This is a genomic window from Holophaga foetida DSM 6591, from assembly GCF_000242615.2.
In the GTDB taxonomy this organism is placed as follows: Bacteria; Acidobacteriota; Holophagae; order Holophagales; family Holophagaceae; genus Holophaga; species Holophaga foetida.
The window spans coordinates 3,305,906-3,325,965 of record NZ_KI912268.1 but is presented as its reverse complement, the minus strand read 5'-3'; the positions used below and the strand labels follow the sequence as shown (position 1 = coordinate 3,325,965).

Genomic DNA, 20,060 nt, shown 5'->3' with positions numbered 1-20,060 from the left:
ATACCCAGAAAAAGTCCTCGCCGGGAAAAAAAATTCAGTTCACCCCGAGAATTACACTGGAGGCCTTGAACATCGCGCAGGCGTGGTCCCCGATCTGCAGGTCCAGGACCTTCGCGCTTTCATGGGTGATGACGGCGCTGATCGCAACACCTGGCCCGACGTTGATATGGATTTCGGCATTGATGGGGCCATCCACCACCTTGCACACCTCGCCACAGAGCAGGTTCCGGGCGCTGACCTTGGCCTGATGGAGATCGGCCCCCACGATCACAGAGCTGGCCTTGACGATGGCAAAGGCCTCCTTCCCACCCTCAAGACCGAGCTCCTCCACACTGGCATTGGTGATGCTGGCGAAGACATCATTCCCGTTCTTGAGGGTGAGCCGCACCAGGGCGTTCACCGCCCCTTGGCTGACCTCGGAGACCTGTCCGACCAGGACATTGCGCGCACTGAGCTTCACGACGATCCTCCTAATCCAAGTTGGCAAATGAGGACATAGCTCGACACCTCGAGACTGCCCAGGTGGCTCCAGCACACCCCCTAGACACCCAGGATCACGCTCGAAGCCTCGAACATGGCGCAGGCGTGCGCCCCAGGCTCGAGCCCCAGCTTCAGGACACTGTCATGGGTGATCACGGCGCTGATGGTGTTGCCCCCCCCCAGATCCACATCCACTTCAGCATTGACCTGGCCATCAATGACCTTGGCAACTTGGCCGCAAAGGACATTCCGCGCACTGAGCTTCATCGCATGGAGATCGGTCCCAAGAATGACAGAGCTGGCCTTGATGATGGCGAAAGCATCCCTCCCCACCCCAAGCTCCAGGGCGTCAACGCTCGCATTCGTGATGGTGGAGGAGATGCTGGCGCCCCCCTTCATGGCCAGAACCACCAGGGCGTTCACCGAGCCTCGGGTAAGAGTGGTGATCTTGCCAGCCAGGACATTGCGGGCACTGACCTTCATGGACATCCGGCGCAGGAAGGCATAGAGGTCCCCACCCCCCTCGATGCGCTGACTGATGTTCTGCAGGAAGCGCCGGTGCTCCTCCGCAAAGACATGGAACTGCCGGACGACCTCCAGCCCGGCCTCCGTGAGGGCCGTGCCCCCTCCCCCCTTGCCACCGGCATTGCGCTCCACCAGGGGACGATCCGCCAGGTTGTTCATGAGATTGACCACATCCCAGGCGGTCTTATAGCTGATCCCCACGGCCTTGGCGGCATGAGTGATGCTCCCAAGCTCGTGGATCTTCTCCAGGAGGGCGATGCGCTCCTCGGCAAAGACCTTCTGCCCGGCCTTCTGAACCCAGAGGGATCCGGCAAGTTCCATCTGGGGTGTGCTGCTCTTGGACATTCTCTGGCTCCAGGCTTGGCGTTCATCGTGGCACCGCCCAGAGGGCGAGACAAGCACCCCGCTCAGCCCCCCTCACGATAGACGTTTGCGCTGAAAGCCCCCCAGCAGGTTCGCTTCCAGCGCAAAACGCCAGCAGTAAAAACGGAAGCTCAGAACGTGTACCGGGCGTTGGCAAACCAGGTGCGGCCCGGCATGGGGTAGCCGACGCTGTACTGGTAGTTGCGGTCCAGAGCATTCTTCAGGCCGGCATCACAGCTGAGCTTGGCCATGGGCTGCCAGCCGATGGCCACATCGGCCGTGGCGAAGCCACCGACATAGGTCGATGTGACAAGGCCTGTCGAGGAAGCCTGGGAGGAACTATCACACACACGGCCCTGGGACTGGATACTGGCCTGCACATAGAGAGTCTCCAGCGGGTCCACCCGGAGGTATCCCGTAACCCGGTGCTTGGGGGTGCCGGTGAGGGCCGTAGCGCCGCTCTGGTTATCCCGATTCAGGTAGGTATAGCCCAGACCGCCCTTGACGTATCGGTTCGGCTTCAGGCCGATGGCGAGCTCCACCCCCTCGTGCTGGACCTTTCCGATGTTCTGCATCTGATACATCTTGGTGGTGCCGACGGTTTCGACATAGACAGACTGGATGAGATCCTTGATGTCACTTCGGAAGAGAGCGGCCTCCAATTGCAGCCACGGGGCAGGAGTCGACTTGACGCCAATCTCGTAGTTGAGGGAGGTTTCAGGCACCAGGCTCGGGTTGGCGTAATAGGTTCCGAATCTCAGGGAGTAGCGATCCTTGAGAGTGGCGAAGTGGTCCTTCTGGGCGATGGTGGCGTAAAGCTGGGTACCGGGGGTCACCCTCCAGAAGAGACCCACCTGCCCGTGCCACTTGCTCCTGGATTCAGATAGCTCCCAGGTGGACCCCGACTTCTCAGGCTTCATCTGATCCCACCCAGCCCCCAGGGAGAGGTCCAGGGTGGGAGAGAGCGTAATACTGTCCTCAAGCCCCAGGATCAGGTACCGGTCCTCGAAATGAGGCATGCTGGCGGTGCCGGACTGGGTGTAGTCACCCTCCCGGTGGACATCCGTCTTGGTCTGCAACACGACCTTCAGGCTGTGGTTGGCAATGGCCAGGGTGCCGGCCTCAGCCATCAGCCCATGACTGAAGTCTCGGTAGCGGCTGTGACCATAGGGGCTCATGGCCCCTGACCCACTGGTCTTGAGGGTGGTGTAAGTGCTGTCCGTGTAGCTGTCGATGCCATTCTCATAGCGATCGAAGTAGGCGCGGAACTTGACGTAGCTCTTGGCCCCCAGAGCCGTGCGCGTCACAAGAAAGGTGCTGTCCATGTTCCAGAGGGGCCAGTCCCAATAGCGGGCGGTGGTGCTCAGGTCCGTGCTGACCGGGCTGGACTTGTCACCCCGCTGCCTGACGATCCCGATCGCATACTCGTCCGTATCGTTGGGGGTGAGGCCAACCTTCAGCGACAGCTTCCTGTCGGAATAGCCCGAATGATCCCGCGCCCCCCCGTCCTCCCGGGCATTGGGAACGAAATCCGAAGACATCCTCCAGGAGTCGGCCTGGTTGTATGCAAGCCCCCCCTGGACGTACCACCCCCCCTGGTTGCTGCCGAGGTTCAAGGCCGTCGTCCTGCCGTTTCCCTCGAAGGCTCCCACCCGGAAGTCCCCCTCGAAGCCCGTTGCGGGCTTTCGCGTCACCACATTGATGGCACCGCCCAGGGTGTTGGCCCCGTACGCGATGGAACTGAATCCTTTGGCCACCTGGATCTCGGCCACATCGAAGGTCGTGAAACGGGCGTAGTCGATATTGCCGTCGTAGGGGATGTAGCAGGGCACACCATCCACGAAGACCGGGGTCTGCCGGGGATCATTCCCGCGAAGGTAGAACATGGCCTCGTTGCGTGCGCCCCCCTGACTGACGCTCACCCCCGGCAGCAGGGCCAGGGCGGAACTGATGTCATCCCGGTTGAGCTGCTGAATCTGCTCCGCGCTGATCGTCGTGTTGGCCGTTTCGATCGGGTCCAGATCAGCGGTCACCGCGACGGTGACCTCGCCCATCCGGAACTTGCCATCCTTGATGGCCCTGGCCCTTTCTTCGGCCGCATTCGTGGTGGTGGACTCCGAAGCCGCCTCCCCCGCCACCAGGGCTGGGGATGCGCAGAGAAACAGGGCCAGTGCTGAAACTGCAATGGGAAACCGGGACATGGATGTCCTCCGATGGCGCTGCCAACCCCTCTCATGGAGGGGCGGACAGCAAGGTTGGGGAGAGGGGTTGAGGGTTGAAACGAGTCCTTGTTCGCGACCTGATCAGTTGCTCTTCCGCCACCAGATCAGGGCCCACTGGATGGCATCCTGATGGCACAAGTACCACTTGCCATCCCGGAGGCTCAGTTCCCGCTGGAGATAATCCTGCAGGCGCCGGTCCTCCTCGGGACTGAGGCCGTCAATGAGCGTGCGGTAGAAGTCCAGGGCTTCCTCCGGCCCTTCGAAGGGGCGCCCCTGCTCGGACCTGATGAGGGTAATGTTGGCGAAAATCCCCATCTGGTGGAGGAGGTTGTAGACGTAGATGTAGTCAGGCCCCTTGCGCGCGGGTCGCCCCACCGCCTCCAGAGCCCTGCGATCCGAGGGACCATAGCCCGCCGGGGCGGTGAGATAGACTCCGCGACGCGAAGCCCGGTCAAGCTTGCGAAGCGCCGCTGCCAGATCCCCCACCATCAGGGAGCGGGAAGCGATGACCACATCGTGGACCCCCACCCCAAGGGCATCCCAGTCGTCATCCCACCCCCCGTGAAGGGCGCAGATGTTGGATAGCCCCAACTCGTCGCGACGCAGAACCAGCTGCTCGAGCATGCCCTCAGAGAAGTCCATAGCCGTAACAGCCTTAACGCGCTCGCCCAAAGGAAGGGCGAGGGTGCCGGCCCCGCAGCCCACATCCAGCACCGACCATTGGGGCTCGGGGGCCAGAACCTCCAGGAAGGTCCGGGTATAAGGGGTCTCATGACAGCGGGAGGCAAAGGAGGGCGCCCGACGGTTCCAGTATTCCGAGCGGGCCCGGGTGTCAACCGATTCGTCCTTCCTGGCCATGGCTTCCTTCCAGAGGAGATTCCAATCCAGCCCCTCGATGCCTGGGGCGGCATTCGCCGATGCGCTCATGCCTGCCTCCCGGGGATGAAGTAGCTCTGACCTTCCGCACAGGGCTGGCACAGACTTTCGCCGTTCACACAGAGATCCCGCATGTCCATGACGGATTCGCCACAATGCGCACAGGGCACCGACCGCACGGGCCGCCCGGGCAGGTCCCCCGCCCCCAGAGGGACGCTTCCGTGCTGGATCCAGAACAAATCCTCGTCCGAAGCCGCCTTGATGGCGTCCTCCAGGGAGCCCGCCTGCTCCGAATCCTTGGGCCCTTTTGACGCGAGACGGACGGCCCGGCCGCTCTCCAGGTTGATGAAGGTGGCGGCCATCTTCCCGTAGTCCTTGATCTTCATGCTCCGCTTGCCGGGGCGGCACCCCGTGACGGAGGTGATGGCATCCGTCGCGCAGCGATCGATCTCCACGAAGACGATGAGGTTCTTGCGGTCCTCCCCTTTGGGATCCCGGATCCCGATCTCCTTCAACCCGCGGAGGGCCATCCGCACCCCCGACACGATGCCTCCGCACAGATGACCGTGGAAGACCTCAGCCTCCTTGAGGTGCTGACCAAACGGAACCGTATGAATATCCATAGTTGCCTCTTTGTGAATTAAAACGGCTCTCATCCCCCCAGGAATCCATGAAGCCCAATGCATGAAAAGCACTGGGGGAGGATTCGACCGTTATATCATTCAGGACATATCGGATGCCAACACTCTTTCACATCGCCACCACAAAGTGCCATAACCCCGACAAAAGGAGCAAGGAAACCCGAGGCACCCAGAGACGAGCTACATCTTTGCGATCAGCATTTGCATCATCGCGACCCGCAAATATTATCAAAAATAATGTTCCAAAAAGCCAGCAACCAGAAAAAGGCTTCCACCTGCAATCTGGAGCAAGGATGAGCGACCCCGCCCACCAAGTCCCACCCAGAATCAGGAGATCCGCTACCCAACACCCCTTCTCACATTCAGAGGTGCATGGCAATGGACATCGCCTTCTGTCCCGAATGCGGCCACGCCCAGAAAGCCCGGGTCAGCCATGGGGCCTGGGAATAATATTAATAAATTCGCAACAGATTGCTTCTAGAACAGAATCAAAAAAACAGGCGTCGCCAAAGAAGACCTGACTTTCGAAATAAAGCAGGAAATATTGCGCCACTACGATATATACTGGCCACCACATCGAACCCCCGGGCCCCTTCCAGGCGGCGGAGCGTTCTTAGCATCCTTGACCGGATTGCCGCACAATACTCCCGACATTCCGTGCCGGTTGCCTCACCACAAGCCCTTCAGTCACACCCAACCCCGCCGAGAGGCGTATCGCACAAGGAGACGTCATGAAGCCCCTGCTCCTCACCACCCTCGCCCTGGCCACCCTGGGGGCCTCGGCCCAGGATCTTCAGACGGCCCTCGCCCAGGGCAAGGTCAGCCTGGAAGTCCGCACCCGCTATGAGTACGACACCGATCAGGCCTACACAGCCCCCGCCTCTTCCAAGACCGCGACAGCCCTGACCAATCGCACAATCCTGGGGTACAAGACTGGCGAATACTACGGAGTGAGCGCCAACCTGCAATTCCTGGACGTCAGCACCCTCTTCGATGTGAACCGCTTCAACGACGGATTCAACAACAAGACCGAAGCTGCCAAGATCAGTGATCCCCACCAGGACCGCATTCTCCAGGGCTACCTGGAATGGAAGGGCCTCAAGGTCGGTCGCCAGACCCTCTCGGTAGACAACCAGCGGTTCATCGGAGGTGGAGCCTGGTCCCAGGCCCCCAAGTCCTACACCGGCGCCACATTCAAGGGCAACTTCGGCCTGCCCTGGATGGAACTCCACGCAGGACACATCACCGACATCCTCATGAGTGATGGCACCCACAGGGATCTCAAGCTGGAGTTCGCCAGGATCCGCTTCACGCCCTGCAAAGCCATTGCCATCACACCCTTCTACTACGCTGCCGACGTAGCCAACGCCACCGCCCCCACGGTGCCCGTCACCACCTACACCGCCACGTCCTCGTACCAGCACCGGGGCTTGCGGGCCGACGGCGCGTGGAATGGCCTCATCTACGAGGCCTCCTACGCCCAGCAGCGCACGTACAAGGACGGCACCGAGGCTAAGGTCCCCGACCGCATCTACCGGATGGGCATGGTCGGCTATAAATACCAGAACTACAGCATCAAGGTGGTCCGAGAGGCCCTGGAGAGCGGCTACACAACCCCCGATGCCTCCCTTCACGGCTTCTATGGCTATTCCGATCGCATCAGCACCACACCCGCGGCAGGCCTGGTGGACACCTATCTCCAGGGCGACGCCAAGGCATGGGGCATCAGCTTTGAGGCCCAATACCACTTCTTCAAGGCCGAATCCGATCGCAGCCTGGATTACGGCAAGGAACTGGACCTCCTGGTGAACTACCCCGTCAGCAAGAACGTCTCGATCCTGGCCAAGTTCGCCGACTACAAGGGCGACGGGGAGGTCACCAGCAGCAGCCTGGACAAGGACCTCCGCAAGTTCTGGTTCATGACAACTTACAAATTCTAGGAAGGGTGTCACCCATGAAAAGCATCAGAACCCTATTCGCAGTCCTGGCCCTGTCCGTGGCTTCCTTCGTCCAGGCAGGGGACAAGATCACCGTCGCCGCTGCCGCCTCCCTCAAGAACGCCCTGACCGAGGTATCCGAGGCGTTCAAGAAGGCCCACCCAGGGAACGAGGTGGCCCTGGCTTTCACATCCTCCGGAAAGGCCCTGAGCCAGATCCAGCAAGGTGCTCCCTACGACATCTTCCTTTCGGCCGACATGGAGTTTCCCGAGCAGCTGGTGAAGACCGGGTTCGCGGCTTCCGAGGTGAAGACCTATGCCCTCGGCCACCTGGTGCTCTGGAGCTCCAGCATCGATGCCAAACACCTGAGCCTGGAAGGCCTGACTGACCCCAAGGTCCAGCGCATCGCCATCGCCAACCCCAAGCTCGCCCCCTACGGCAAGCGAGCCGAAGAGACCCTGAAGGCCAAGGGACTCTGGTCCAAGGTGGAGTCCAAGCTGGTCTATGGTGAGAGTATTTCCCAGACCGCCCAGTTCGCCCTGACCGGGAATGCCCAGGTGGGCTTTGTGGCTCTCTCCCTCGCCCTGAGCCCAGAAATGGCCAAGGGCAGCTACATTCCGGTCCCCGAGAACCTGCATCAGCCCTTGGCCCAGGGCTATGTCATCCTGAAACCCGGCGCCAACCGCCCCCTGGCCAAGCAATTTGGAGATTTCCTCCTCTCCAGGCCCGCCCAGGCCATCTTCAGCAGGCACGGTTTCTCCTCCCCTCGCAAGTAGTACGAAAGTCCGCATGTTCCTAGCCGAAGGCGACCTCCAGGCCCTGCTGCTCACCGCAAAGCTGGCCGGCACCACCACCGTGATCCTTCTCGCGGTGGGAACTCCGGTGGCTTGGTGGCTGGCTCGCACGAAATCCTGGTGGAAGGGCCCTGTGGGAGCGGTTGTCGCGCTCCCCATGGTCCTGCCGCCTTCGGTATTGGGTTTCTATCTCCTCCTCCTCCTGGGCCCTCAGGGCATGGTGGGCCGCCTGACCCAGTGGCTCGGCATCACCCCCCTGGCTTTCACATTCCGGGGCCTCGCACTGGCTTCGGTCCTGTATTCAGCCCCCTTCCTGATACAACCCCTCCAGACGGCCTTCGAGGCCATCGGCGATCGTCCATTGGAGGTAGCATCCACCCTGGGCGCGGGTCCCATCGACCGGTTTTTCACGGTGGCAGTGCCCCTGGCCCGATCAGGGTTCTTCACGGCGACGGTGCTGGCCTTCTCCCACACCGTCGGGGAATTCGGCGTGGTGCTCATGATCGGCGGCAACCTCCCCGGCATATCCCGTGTGGCCTCGGTTCAGATCTACGACCATGTAGACGCCATGGAACTGGCCCAGGCGAATCAGTTGGCAGGTGTCCTCCTGGTTTTCTCCTTCCTGGTGCTGCTGGTAGTCCACCTCTGGAGGAAGAAGGCATGACTGGACTCATCAAGGCCCGCTTCACCATGCCCCTGGACACCTTCAGCCTCGAGGTGGACCTGAGTCTTCCCCACCAGGGGATCACGGCCCTCTTCGGCCATTCCGGCTCGGGCAAGACCACCCTGCTCCGCTGCATCGCTGGCCTGGAGCACACCGAAGGCTTCCTCTCAGTCAACGGGGAGGTCTGGCAGGACGGAAAGCGATTCCTGCCTACCCACCAACGCCCCCTGGGTTACGTCTTCCAGGAGGCCAGCCTCTTCCCCCACCTCAGCGTCCTGGGGAACCTGACTTACGGGCGCAAACGTTCCCGACGGGAGCTGCGGGTCAGCCTGGACAAGGCGGTGGAACTCCTGGGCATCGGTTCCCTCATGGACCGCAAGCCAGACAAGCTCTCGGGCGGAGAGCGCCAGCGGGTGGCCATCGCCCGGGCCCTGGCGGTGAGCCCTCGGCTCCTCCTCATGGACGAGCCCCTGGCCGCCCTGGATCTGACCCGTAAGCACGAGATCCTCCCCTATCTGGAACGCCTCCACGACGAGCTGGAAATCCCCATCCTCTACGTCAGCCACTCCCCCGACGAGGTGGCCCGCCTGGCAGACCATATCGTGGTGCTCCAGGAAGGCCGCGCCGTAGCCCAGGGCCCCCTGGCTGAAACCTTGGCGCGCCTGGACCTTCCCATCCGGCTCGGCGAGGACGCTGGCGTGGTGCTGGAGGCCCGGGTGGTGGAGAAGGATGAGCCATGGCATCTGGCGCGCCTGGACTTCCCAGGCGGCCAGCTCTGGACCCGGGACACCGGCCTTTCCATCGGGAAGCACGTCCGGGTGCGCATCCTGGCCCGGGACGTGAGCCTTGCCCTCGTCCACCAGGAGCACACCAGCATCCAGAACCTCATCCCCGCCACCGTGGAAGCCCTTGCCCCAGACGAGCATCCGGCCCAGATCCTCGCCCGCCTGCGGATCGGCCCGTCCGTTCTCATGGCCCGTCTCACCGAACGATCCGCCCATGCCCTGGACATCCGCCCGGGCCTGGAGCTCTTCGCCCAGGTCAAATCCGTAGCCCTGCTCGACTCCTGACGAGCTCCGTCCGAGTCAGCCCCCAGGAGCACAGGCGCCGCCTAACCCCTTTTTTGACAACCGTTATATTCAAGAAGATATAACGCATACAGATCGCCGCCCCATGAAGCCCATTCCCATCCTGATCTTCCTCGCCCTCCTCCTGGGAATCGCCCTTGTCTCCCTCTCCCTCGGCAAGTACCCCCTTCCCGTGGGAGAGGTTGCGGCCTTCCTGGCTTGGAAGGTGACAGGCCTGGGCCATGTGCAGCCGGAACGGATTCCCCTCCTGGAGAACATCGTCCTCCAGATCCGCTTCCCACGGATCCTCAACGCCTGCCTCATCGGGGGGGCACTGTCGGTTTCCGGCGCATCCTACCAGGCCCTCTTCGTCAATCCCCTGGTCTCCCCCGGCCTCCTGGGGGTGCTGGCTGGCGCCTCTTTCGGGGCGGCCCTGGGCATGGTCTTCCTCAAGAGCTGGTTCGCGGTCCAGACGGCGACCTTCCTGGGGGGAATCGCGGCGGTGGTCCTTGCCCTCTTCATCGCCCGGATCTATCAGGTCCGCAGCACCCTCATGCTGGTGCTGGGGGGGATCATCAGCGGCGCCTTCTTCACGGCCCTGGTCTCCATCGTCAAGACCCTGGCGGATCCCTACACCCAGCTCCCCAACATCACCTTCTGGCTCATGGGCAACCTCACCCTGGCGGACCGGGCCACCATCCTGCGGATGGGTGTCCCCATCGTCCTCGGGATCCTGGGGCTCCTGCTCCTCTCCCGGCAGCTCAACGCCCTCAGCATGGGAGACGAGGAGGCCCGGAGCCTGGGGGTCCATGTCGAGTGGATCCGGGGTCTGGTGATCCTCCTGGCCACCCTGATCAGCACCCTCACCGTGGTCCTGGGTGGGATCATCGGATGGGTTGGCCTCATCATCCCCCACACCGCCCGGATGCTCGTGGGGCCCAACAACGAGTCCCTGCTCCCGGTTTCAGCATTGCTGGGGGCCAGCTACCTCCTCCTGGTGGACGACCTCTCCCGAACCCTCTTCACGGTGGAGGTGCCCATCGGCATCGTCACCTCCCTGGTGGGCATCCCCTTCTTCCTGCTCGTCATGAAGAACGCACGGAAAGGATGGCAATGATGGCAACCCTCTCGGCAAGGAACCTGGGCTTTTCATACCACCGCACCCCGGTGATCTCGAAGGTGGATATCCAGATCGAAGGGGGCGTGACCGCCCTCCTGGGGCCCAACGGCAGCGGCAAGACCACCCTCCTCAAGCTGCTCCTGGGGCTCCTGAAGCCCGCCCATGGCCAGGTCTTCCTGGACGGCGTGGATCTCCAGAGCCTGGGGCATCGTCAGGCGGCAAAGCGGATGGCCTATGTCCCCCAGGTCCACCGGGAGGCCTTCGCCTATCAGGTGGAGGACGTGGTGCTCATGGGCAGGATGCCCCATGCCTCCTTCCTCAGCCCCTACAGCCGTGAGGACCGGGAACAGGCCCGGGAGGCCATGGAGCGCCTGGGCATCCTCCATTTGGCGCGTCGCCCTTACACCCAGGTCAGCGGCGGAGAGCGCCAACTGGCCCTCATCGCCCGGGCCATGACCCAGGGGGCCCAGGTCTTCATCATGGACGAACCCACCAACGGCCTGGACTACGGCAACCAAGTCCGACTCCTGGAACGCCTCCAGACCCTCGCCCAGGGGGGCCTCAGCTTCATCTTCTCCACCCATCACCCGGACCATGCCCTTTCCGTGGCGGACCGGGTCGTGATGATGAGCCAGGGGCAAATCCTCCGGGACGGGGACGCCGGAACCATTGACGCCGAGAGCCTGGAGGCGATCTACGGCGTGGATGTCCGCCTCTTCCATGTCCAGAGCGGGATCAGGGTCTGCGTGCCGGGCCTGCGCCTTCGCCCCATCGCCTGCTGAAAGGAAGCCCATGCGCCTGCCCTCCTGGCCGTCCATCCTCCTGAGTGCCTGTGTCGCCCTGCATGCCCAGACCCGCACCATCGTGGACATGGCGGGCCGCACCGTCAGGGTTCCCCAGCAGATCCGGCGGATCTACGCCCCGACCCCCTACGGCTCCTATATGCTCTTTGCCGTGGCACCGGACCTGATGTCCGGCCTGATCTTCCAGCTGAAGGAAGAGGACAAGCCATTCCTGAGTCCCGCTGTCCACAAGTTGCCAGTCATCGGCGGTCGCTTCGGCGGCGGTGCGAACACCAACCTGGAGGTGCTCCTCAAGAGCAAGCCCGACCTCCTCCTGCTCTGGGCCGAAAGCAACCGCTCCTTCACCAAAGACTCCGACGAGGCCCTCACGAAGTTCGGCATTCCCGGCGCCACTGCCATCCTGGACAATCTGGAGGGCTACCCAGCGGTCTTCCGGTTCCTGGGGAAGCTCCTGGGTCGGGAGGAACGCTGTGAGCGCTTGGCCACCTATTCCCAGAAGACCCTGGACAAGGTCCAGGCCACGCTGAAGCGCATCCCCCCGGCCAAACGCCCCAAGGTCTACTATGCCGAGGGACCCGACGGCCTCTCCACCGAGTGCAATGATTCCCTCCACGCAGAACTGCTGAAGCTGGCCGGCGACTGCAATGTGCACCATTGCCACACCTCCGGCCATGTCGGCATGGAGAAGGTCTCCCTGGAACAGGTGATGATCTACAACCCGGATGTCCTGGTGGTTCAGGAGCCGACCTTCTACTACCGGGTCTGGTCCGATCCGGCCTGGCAACGCGTCAAGGCGGTGAAGGAGGGGCGGATCTACCTCGTTCCCCGCAGCCCCCTGAACTGGTTCGACCGTCCCCCTTCCTTCATGCGGATCCTGGGAATCCAGTGGCTGATGCACAGCCTCTATCCGAAGGATTACCCGGTGGACATCGTGAAGGAGGCCCGGAACTTCTACGCCCTCTTCCTGGGAGCCCAGGTGTCCGACGCCCAGATGCAGAACGTGATCTACCGGAAATGAAGACCATGAGACCAGGTGATGAAGCGCTGACTGCGGAAGCCCTCTGTTTCAACTACCGGGAAAGGGAGATCCTCCGCAAGGTCAGCTTCCAGGTCAACCACGGAGAGCTGTGCGGACTTCTGGGGCCGAACGGATCGGGCAAGACCACCCTGCTGAAGTGCCTGAACGGGCTCCTGAGCCCCCGGTCCGGTCGCGTCACCGTCCAGGGCCGGGAGATCGCAAAGCTCCCCCGGGAGGAGATCGCCAGACGGATCGCCGTCGTGCCCCAGGAACTGAATATCGTCTTCGCCTTTTCAGTGCTCCAGATGGTGCTCATGGCTGGCAGCGTCCGTTTCGGCCTCGCGGGCATCCCGAAGATGAAGGATCGGCATCAGGCCACCGAAGTCCTTGAGGAGTTGAACATCCAGCACCTGGCTCCCCGCAGGTACAACGAGCTTTCTGGTGGCGAGAAGCAGATGGTGCTGATCGCCAGGGCCCTGTTCCAGGGGACGGGCATCCTGCTTCTGGATGAACCCACCTCCCACCTCGACTTCAAGCGCCAGCACACCGTCCTGGAGTGCATCAGGCGCATCACCCTGGAGAAGGGGTTGACGACCATCATGACGCTCCATGACCCCAACGCCGCAGGAGTGTATTGCGACCGGCTCATCATGCTGAACCAGGGAAGGGTTCGCTACCAGGGGCTGCGGGACGAGGTCTTCCATGTGGAATCCCTGGAGTCCACCTATGACATGAAGATCCACATGGGACGCACGGACAGCGGGGCTAGCTATGTCACGCCGGTGTACGAGATATGAGGATCCCGAGCGCCTTCCTCCTCGTCGCCCTCCTGCTGCTGGCCTGCGTGGGATTCGCGCTCACGACGGGGCAGTACCACATCTCCCTCGAGACCCTCTGGAAGGTCCTGGCTGCGAAGTTTGCAGGGTGCGCCCCGAACGAAGATCTGGCCACCCCGGCCATGGTGCTGTGGTCCGTTCGGCTACCCAGGGTCCTCATGGCCATCCTTGCGGGAGCGGCCCTATCGGTCGGTGGCGTGGTCTTCCAGGGGATCATGAAGAACCCGCTGGTCTCGCCATCCTTTCTCGGTGTCACCCACGGAGCGGTCTTCGGCGCCTCCCTGGCCATCATCTTCCTCGGTAAATCCGCAATCTCCATCGAGAGTTCGGCCTTCTTCTGGGCCGTTGCCGCCGTGGCCATCGTCTATGCCATCGGTGGACGCGGAATCAACACCCTCACCACACTGGTGATCGCCGGGGTGATCGTGTCCACCTTCTTCATGGCGGCCAGTTCCTTCCTGAAATACATCGCTGATCCCAATGAGCAGCTCCCCGCCATCGTCTTCTGGACCATGGGGGGCCTGAACAACGTGCTCTGGACCCAGGTAATCCGTGCAATGGCGATCATTGTCATCGGCATAGGCGTCATCCTGACTTTCCGGGGAAAGCTCAACCTCTTGGCCTTGGGGGATGAAGAGGCCCTGTCCATGGGGGTGAACGTCAAAGTCATGAGGATCCTCTTCATGCTCTTCGCGACCCTCATCGTGGCGGCGGGGAGTTCCTCATGCGGAATCATCATGTGGGTGGACCTCATCGTCGCCCATATTGCCCGCCTGATCGTGGGACCTGACCACGGCAAGCTGGTCCCCTTCTCAGCCCTGCTGGGCGCCCTTTTCCTGCTTTCCACGGACACCGTCGTACGCCTCCTGCCCGGCGGGGAAATCCCGATCAGCATCGTCACCTCCTTCATCGGCGCACCGCTCCTCGGGTACCTCCTGATGAAACAGAACAACGCATGGAAGGCCTGAAATGAAGTGCAGAACCGCATCACTCGCCCTTGCCCTGGCGCTGTCCGCACTCGGCGGCACCGGTTCCCCCATCCGGGCCCAGGGCACCCGGATCATCACGGACATGGACAGCCGGAAGGTCGAGGTCCCCGTCACACCCAAGCGGATCGCCTGCATGCATGGGGTCTCCTCGGACCGGATCACCATGCTTGGGAAGGGCGATTGCCTGGTCCTGGCGATGAAACCGAGTCCATGGGCCGCCAAGCTCTATCCAGAGACCAGGAACCTCCAGACGGTCCAGGCCCCTTTCACCGGGAATGTGGAACGGATGCTGAGCCTCAAGGCGGATCTGGTGCTGTACGCCCCCTACCCTGGCGAAGCCGAGAAATATCGGGCAGCGGGCCTGCATACGGCCTGCGGGTTCTCCGCCCAGAAGAGACCCAGGACCCTCAGCGACTTCCTGGCCGACTTCAAGCGACAGGTCAGATTCTTCGGTGATCTCCTGGGACCGGATGCCAAGGCGAGATCGGAAAACTACTGTCGTTATTTCGACAGGAAGATCGGTTCCATTCTCGCCATCACCTCAAAAATCCCCCCAGGCAAGCGGCCTTCGGTCTATTACGGAGGAATGTTCGGGAATCCCCTGGCCACCCAGGGCAAGGCCAGCGTCATGCACTGGATGACGGAGATCGCCGGCGGCCGCTTCCTGCCCCAGGCCATCGACGCCAATTTCACCGCCGCCAACCTGGAACAGGTGCTGTCGTGGAATCCAGACGTCATCTTCCTCAGCGGGTGGGGCAGCACGCCCGGGAGCACCTTCAAGAGCCCTGCCTGGGCAGCCATGCGGGCCACCCGGAGCGGGAGGGTCCATGTCCTCCCCACGGGCGTCTTCGCCTGGGACTACGCCAGCGGGGAAAGCGTGCTGCTCGCCATCTACATGGCCAAGCAGCTCCACCCGGAGCAGTTCAGGAACTGGAACATGGTCCAGGAAATGAGGACCTTCTATTCCGAGGTCTATGGCAAGACCGTTTCCGACAAGGATGCTGAAAGGATTCTGCAATGCCTGCCCCCTTTGTGAAGGCTGCGGGAAGCGCGCTCGCCCTTCTCCTGCTGCTCGCCCCCCTGGCCCAAGCAGGAGAGACCAGGAAGATCACGACCCTGGAGGGGGAAAGAGTTGATGTCCCCGTCAATCCGGGAAGAATCGCCTGCTTCTACCATCCCGCCTATGACAAGATCGCCATGCTCAGCAGAGGGTCGAGAATCGCTTTGATGCCCCGAGAGGCCAGTCCATGGGCCTACAGGTTCTATCCGGAACTGAAGGGGGTTCCGACGGCTGCCGCAGGCACCGTCCCAGATGTAGAAAGGCTCCTGAAGCTCAAGGTCGACCTCGTCATCTACCCCAAGGGTCACTACGATGTCAGCAGGATAAAGCAGGCGGGCATCGCAGCCATCTGCCCTTTCAACAACGATTTCGTGCCCTCCAGCCCAGACCGGTTCAACCAGGAGTTCAAGAGACAGATCCTGTTCTTCGGCGAACTCCTCGGATCGGATGCAAGAATCCGCGCTGAAAGCTACTGCCGCTACTTCGACTCCATCATGACCAGAGTCCAGGCCATCACCTCCAGGATCCCGGAGTCCAGCAAGCCCAAGGTCTATTACGGCAAGGCGACGGATCTCTGCTCCACCCAGGGCAGCAACACCAACATGCGGTGGTACACCGAACTTGCGGGCGGCATATACCTTCCCAGGCAGCTCCCCAGATACTTCGCCCAGGTAAACCTGGAGAGCATCCTGGCGTGGAATCCCGATATCGTCCTGCTCGGCTCCTATGGGGCCTTCAACACCCCCCAGAGGGATTTCCCGGCCAAAACCATCAAGGCCTACCGGACCGGGAGGATCTACCGGATTCCAGCCGGGGCCTTCTACTGGGACATGACCAGCTGCGAAACGGCACTGCTCCCCCTCTTCTTGGCAAAGAAGTTCCACCCGGCCCTGTTCAAGGACTGGGATCTCGTCCAGGAAATGAGGAAGTTCTACGCCGAGATCTATCACATCCGGCTCTCCCCCCAGGATGCGGAACGCATCCTGAACGGCCTCGGCCCGGTCTGACCAGAAACGACGGCGGGTCCCACACCTGCGTCCATGACGGAGCTCAAATGGAATGCCCCACCTGTGAAAACCGATGCAGCATCCCCAACGGGGGCTCTGGCGTCTGCGGCATGTATGCCAACCATGAGGGTGTGATCTCGGAGCGCTTCCCCGACCAGTATCTGGTGATGGTGCCCTCTGCAATCGAGTCGATGCCCATGTTGCACTACCATCCCGGGAGCAAGTTCCTCCAGGTCTGCACCATCGGGTGCAACTTCCGATGCAGCGGCTGCGTTTCCTGGATTCTCACAGAAAGCCTTGTCGCCATTGAATCTGCCGTCCGGAGAACCAGCCCGGAGGACATCGTGGCCAAGGCCATGGAGGAGAACTGCAGGGGCGTCATGTTCTGCTTCAACGAACCAGCGGTCTCCTTTCCCACCTTCAAGCGGGTCGCCACGCTCGCCAGGAGCCAAGGTCTGCTTGTGGGGTGCGCCACGAACGGGTACTTCACGGAAACAGCCTTCCAGGAGCTTCTGCAGCACATCGATTTCATCAATCTTGGAATCAAGGGCTGCACCGACGAGACCTATGCCCAGTTCGGCGCCACCTCCGCCTCCCCCATGTTCAGGAACCTCAAAGCCAGCTTTGAATACGGCGTGGCCACGGAAGTGGCGGCGGTCTATGTCCGGGGACATGAGGATGAGCTCCTGGAAACAGCCCGACGGGTCGCTGCGGTCTCAAGAGACATTCCCTTCCAGGTCATGCGCTTCATCCCCCTCGGGACCGCGGAGGCATCCGGAGAACCTTCCATCCGCGAGGCGGAGCACCTCTGCCAGCAACTCGGAAAGCTGCTGAAGTTCGTCTACCTCTTCAACGCTCCCGGCACCTCCTTCCTGGATACCTACTGTCCAGAATGTGGAGAGAGCGTCATCCAGAGGGGCTTCAATGGCCCGATGTGCGCCCATGTCTCGGGCTACCGGGATGGCGGCACCTGTGGGTGCGGACACACCCTGCCGGTCATCGGAGCCTTTGAAAAAGAGAGCGGGGCGCAGGTCCTTGGATTCTTCGGCGGATACAAGACCATCAGCAGCCTGGAGTCGATTCAGACCGTACTCGCCTTCCTTGGGGAGCGGCGTCCGGAAGTCGTAGCCTCGGTATTGCACCAGATCCTGGAGACAGACTTCATCAAGGACCTCTATGCGAGGACCAAGACCATCGATTCCTACCTGGACACCGTGGATCACTACGCCCAGCTCGCGGGAAGGACCCGGGAAGCGCAGGAACTCAGGATCTACATCGAGGACAAGGTGGCCTTCATCAGGGAACAGGCGAAAGGAGCGGACAGGCCCTATGTCTACTTTTCCCTGGGCCATCCCCTCGTGGCGGTGTTCGGCGACAAGTTCGAATGCAACCTGGTCGAGATCGCCGGGGGGTGCTGCGCGAACAAGGATCTCCTGCGGGACGAAACCCCGGGTGTGGCATTGCAGGATGAAACCCTCCGCCAACTGGACCCGGACATCATTCTCAGCAGCGGAGGCATGGGCTTCCCTGTGGAGGATGTCCAAGCGTATTGCTCCCACCACCACCTGGACCTCAAAGCCTCCAGGGGAGGCCGGATCCACAACCTGCACCCCTTCCCGGCTTCGGGCCGACCCGATTGGATCCTTGGCCTGATGCAGATGGCCAACCTCATCCATCCGGAGTTGTTCCACTTCGACATGGATCGTATTGGCGAGGACTTCTACAGCAGGTTCCTCAAAGTCCCATTCCGCGCAGTCCGGAAGAGTCGATCGATCCCCCCCGCCCCCACGAGGCTGGGGTCCGATGGAGTATGAAGGCCTGAGGTCATCCACCCACTTTCACAATAGAATAAGCACATGCATTCAGCCCCCCCAGAGGAACTCGTCCTGCGTCCAATCGGCCTCGTGCGCAGTCCCCACAGGGATCCAGAGGCCACCCCGATCCAGCCCCTCTTCGCCCAGGGCTGCCCGGCCACCCTGGAGCTCCTGCCCTCTCTTGAGGAAGGACTCCAGGACATCGAGGGCTTTTCCCATCTCATCCTGATCTACCACCTGCACCGCTCCGAACCAGGCCCCCTCATCGTAAAGCCCTTCATGGATCCGAACCCCCACGGGATCTTCGCCACCCGCTTCCCCTCCCGTCCCAATCCCATCGGCCTCAGCATCGTGCGCCTGGCGGGGCGCCGGGGCCCTGTCCTGGACCTCCTCGACGTGGACATCCTGGACGGAACGCCAGTGCTGGATATCAAGCCATTCTTCCCCCGCTTCGACAGCCCCGAGGGCGCGAAGGGCGGCTGGAACGACCAGGTGGCCGAAGGGGACATCGAAGCCCGCGGGAGGCGCTACAAGAAGTAGGGCCTCACATCGGCTGTGCTGCCCCCAGCACGGCCGCCAGGCCTGGGTGGGAGACCCGACGCTCGGTGGAAACCGCATAGGTGCTGAAGCGGAGCCCCTCGGCCTGCCCGATGGCCTGGACCTGGTATCGCCGGACCACGTCCGGGGCGATGGCGGCGGGGGCTGCAAAGAAGCCCTCCCCGGCGGCCCCGAAGGCCTTCAGGAGGGCGCTGTCCTCGAAGTCCCCAGCAATGATGGGCTCCAGTCCCTGTTGCTGAAACCAGCGGTCCAGGGACTGGCGCAGGACCGCTCCCTCGGCGGGGAGCAGCACGGGGGCCCCGTCCAGACAGGCGGGAAAGGGCTTGGCATAGCGCTGGACCAGCGAAGCTTCCCCGAAGAAGGTCACGTCGCACTCCCCCAGGAGGTGGTTGAAGGCCCGGGGCCCCCCCAGGGGCACATAGGGGGCGTCGGAAAGCACCAGATCCACCTCGTGCTCAAAGAGGGCGCCCAGCAGGGTGACCAGTCCGCTCTCCCGGCAGCTCAGACGCAGAGCCTCCGGCAGTTCCAGGGCGGGGTGCAGGATCCGATGCACCATGAGCTTGGGCAGCGCATCCGAGATGCCCACCACCAGCCGCAGGGGCCTTCCCGTGGGGCGCCCCTTGAGTTCGTTCTGGAACTCGCGCCCCAGCTTGAAGATGTCCTTGGCGTACCGCAGGGCCAGGTGACCGGCATCCGTGAGAATGAGCTTGCGTCCTGAGCGCTCGAAGAGCCGCTCCCCGAGGGAATCCTCCAACTGGCGGATCTGGGTGCTCAGGGCGCTCTGGGAGACATTCAGGAGCTTGGCGGCGCCCGTCACCGAACCTTCACGGGCAATGATCCAGAAGTAGTAAAGGTGGTGGTAGTTGAGCCAATCCATCCCCAAATCTATCTACTTTATAGATGTATTTATACATATTTATCTATTAGATATATCCATTGACCCTCTGCATCATAAAACCTGAGGAGTGCACCATGAGAATTGAGATCAAGGCCATGGGATTCAAGCTCACCGAAGCCCTCAAGACCTTCATTTTTGAACACCTTTATCAGATGCTGGCGCGAAGGGCCGATGCCGTTCGGAGCGTCATTGTGCGCCTCAGCGATCTGAACGGCCCCCGGGGCGGCGAGGACAAGCTCTGCCGGATCCAGGTCGACCTGATGGGACGACAGCTGCAATTCGCGGAGGCAGTAAGATCAGACGCCTACGCCGCCATCACAGAAGCCAGCCGTCGCGCAGGCCGGAACGTGAACCGCACCCTGGACCACCATCGCTGAAGGAAAGGACC

20 protein-coding genes are annotated in these 20,060 nt (G+C 62.2%); 14 read left to right on the top strand and 6 right to left on the bottom strand.

Annotated features, from left to right (window positions below; all coding sequences use genetic code 11):
* Nucleotides 1–34: 34 nt before the first annotated feature.
* From HOLFODRAFT_RS0215025 to HOLFODRAFT_RS0215005, 5 genes are all read right to left on the bottom strand, one after another.
* On the bottom strand, nt 35–460 hold the full coding sequence (locus HOLFODRAFT_RS0215025; protein ID WP_005034563.1) for a TOBE domain-containing protein: 426 nt from the start codon (nt 458–460) through the stop codon (nt 35–37).
* Nucleotides 461–540: 80 nt separating this feature from the next.
* On the bottom strand, nt 541–1,350 hold the full coding sequence (locus tag HOLFODRAFT_RS0215020; protein ID WP_005034562.1) for a TOBE domain-containing protein: 810 nt from the start codon (nt 1,348–1,350) through the stop codon (nt 541–543).
* Between the two features lie 149 nt (nt 1,351–1,499).
* Nucleotides 1,500–3,569, bottom strand: a complete 2,070-nt coding sequence (locus HOLFODRAFT_RS21625) for a TonB-dependent receptor plug domain-containing protein (protein WP_005034559.1) — start codon at nt 3,567–3,569, stop codon at nt 1,500–1,502.
* 102 nt (nt 3,570–3,671) lie between these two features.
* Complete coding sequence (locus tag HOLFODRAFT_RS21620; RefSeq protein WP_005034556.1) at nt 3,672–4,517, bottom strand: class I SAM-dependent methyltransferase; 846 nt, start codon at nt 4,515–4,517, stop codon at nt 3,672–3,674.
* Complete coding sequence (locus tag HOLFODRAFT_RS0215005; RefSeq protein WP_005034554.1) at nt 4,514–5,089, bottom strand: FmdE family protein; 576 nt, start codon at nt 5,087–5,089, stop codon at nt 4,514–4,516. The genes HOLFODRAFT_RS21620 and HOLFODRAFT_RS0215005 overlap by 4 nt, the downstream gene beginning before the upstream one ends.
* Nucleotides 5,090–5,838: 749 nt before the next feature.
* Here HOLFODRAFT_RS0215005 and HOLFODRAFT_RS0215000 point away from each other — a divergent pair.
* From HOLFODRAFT_RS0215000 to tsaA, 13 genes are all read left to right on the top strand, one after another.
* Nucleotides 5,839–7,047: an alginate export family protein gene (locus HOLFODRAFT_RS0215000; RefSeq protein WP_005034552.1), complete on the top strand. Its 1,209-nt coding sequence runs from the start codon at nt 5,839–5,841 to the stop codon at nt 7,045–7,047.
* Nucleotides 7,048–7,061: 14 nt separating this feature from the next.
* Nucleotides 7,062–7,820, top strand: coding sequence for a molybdate ABC transporter substrate-binding protein (modA, locus tag HOLFODRAFT_RS0214995; RefSeq protein WP_005034550.1), 759 nt, complete (start codon nt 7,062–7,064; stop codon nt 7,818–7,820).
* A 13-nt stretch (nt 7,821–7,833) separates the two neighbouring features.
* Complete coding sequence (gene modB / locus HOLFODRAFT_RS0214990) at nt 7,834–8,502, top strand: molybdate ABC transporter permease subunit (RefSeq protein WP_005034548.1); 669 nt, start codon at nt 7,834–7,836, stop codon at nt 8,500–8,502.
* A complete protein-coding gene (gene modC / locus HOLFODRAFT_RS0214985; RefSeq protein ID WP_005034546.1) occupies nt 8,499–9,572 on the top strand; it encodes a molybdenum ABC transporter ATP-binding protein in 1,074 nt (357 codons plus the stop codon). The genes modB and modC overlap by 4 nt, the downstream gene beginning before the upstream one ends.
* A gap of 103 nt (nt 9,573–9,675) precedes the next feature.
* The gene (locus tag HOLFODRAFT_RS0214980) at nt 9,676–10,686 is read left to right on the top strand and encodes a FecCD family ABC transporter permease (RefSeq protein WP_005034544.1); all 1,011 of its coding nucleotides are present in this window, start codon (nt 9,676–9,678) and stop codon (nt 10,684–10,686) included.
* A complete protein-coding gene (locus HOLFODRAFT_RS0214975; RefSeq protein ID WP_043485831.1) occupies nt 10,686–11,471 on the top strand; it encodes an ABC transporter ATP-binding protein in 786 nt (261 codons plus the stop codon). The genes HOLFODRAFT_RS0214980 and HOLFODRAFT_RS0214975 overlap by 1 nt, the downstream gene beginning before the upstream one ends.
* Nucleotides 11,472–11,481: 10 nt before the next feature.
* Nucleotides 11,482–12,510, top strand: a complete 1,029-nt coding sequence (locus HOLFODRAFT_RS0214970) for an ABC transporter substrate-binding protein (RefSeq protein ID WP_005034541.1) — start codon at nt 11,482–11,484, stop codon at nt 12,508–12,510.
* Nucleotides 12,511–12,515: 5 nt separating this feature from the next.
* Nucleotides 12,516–13,307: an ABC transporter ATP-binding protein gene (locus HOLFODRAFT_RS0214965; protein ID WP_005034538.1), complete on the top strand. Its 792-nt coding sequence runs from the start codon at nt 12,516–12,518 to the stop codon at nt 13,305–13,307.
* A complete protein-coding gene (locus HOLFODRAFT_RS0214960) occupies nt 13,304–14,314 on the top strand; it encodes a FecCD family ABC transporter permease (protein ID WP_005034535.1) in 1,011 nt (336 codons plus the stop codon). Before HOLFODRAFT_RS0214965 ends, HOLFODRAFT_RS0214960 begins: the two co-directional genes overlap by 4 nt.
* A gap of 1 nt (nt 14,315) precedes the next feature.
* On the top strand, nt 14,316–15,371 hold the full coding sequence (locus HOLFODRAFT_RS0214955; protein WP_005034532.1) for an ABC transporter substrate-binding protein: 1,056 nt from the start codon (nt 14,316–14,318) through the stop codon (nt 15,369–15,371).
* A complete protein-coding gene (locus tag HOLFODRAFT_RS0214950) occupies nt 15,353–16,402 on the top strand; it encodes an ABC transporter substrate-binding protein (RefSeq protein WP_005034531.1) in 1,050 nt (349 codons plus the stop codon). The genes HOLFODRAFT_RS0214955 and HOLFODRAFT_RS0214950 overlap by 19 nt, the downstream gene beginning before the upstream one ends.
* 47 nt (nt 16,403–16,449) lie before the next feature.
* Complete coding sequence (locus HOLFODRAFT_RS0214945) at nt 16,450–18,216, top strand: radical SAM protein (protein ID WP_005034529.1); 1,767 nt, start codon at nt 16,450–16,452, stop codon at nt 18,214–18,216.
* Between the two features lie 42 nt (nt 18,217–18,258).
* Nucleotides 18,259–18,756 carry a tRNA (N6-threonylcarbamoyladenosine(37)-N6)-methyltransferase TrmO gene (gene tsaA, locus HOLFODRAFT_RS0214940; RefSeq protein WP_005034527.1) on the top strand — a complete coding sequence of 166 codons (498 nt, stop codon included), beginning with the start codon at nt 18,259–18,261 and terminating at the stop codon, nt 18,754–18,756.
* Between the two features lie 4 nt (nt 18,757–18,760).
* Here tsaA and nhaR read toward each other — a convergent pair whose 3' ends face one another.
* Entirely contained in the window at nt 18,761–19,651 is an 891-nt protein-coding gene (gene nhaR / locus HOLFODRAFT_RS0214935; RefSeq protein ID WP_005034525.1) for a transcriptional activator NhaR, read from the bottom strand.
* 95 nt (nt 19,652–19,746) lie between these two features.
* Between nhaR and HOLFODRAFT_RS21615 the strand changes: the two genes are divergently transcribed.
* A complete protein-coding gene (locus HOLFODRAFT_RS21615) occupies nt 19,747–20,049 on the top strand; it encodes an HPF/RaiA family ribosome-associated protein (RefSeq protein WP_005034523.1) in 303 nt (100 codons plus the stop codon).
* Nucleotides 20,050–20,060: the final 11 nt, after the last annotated feature.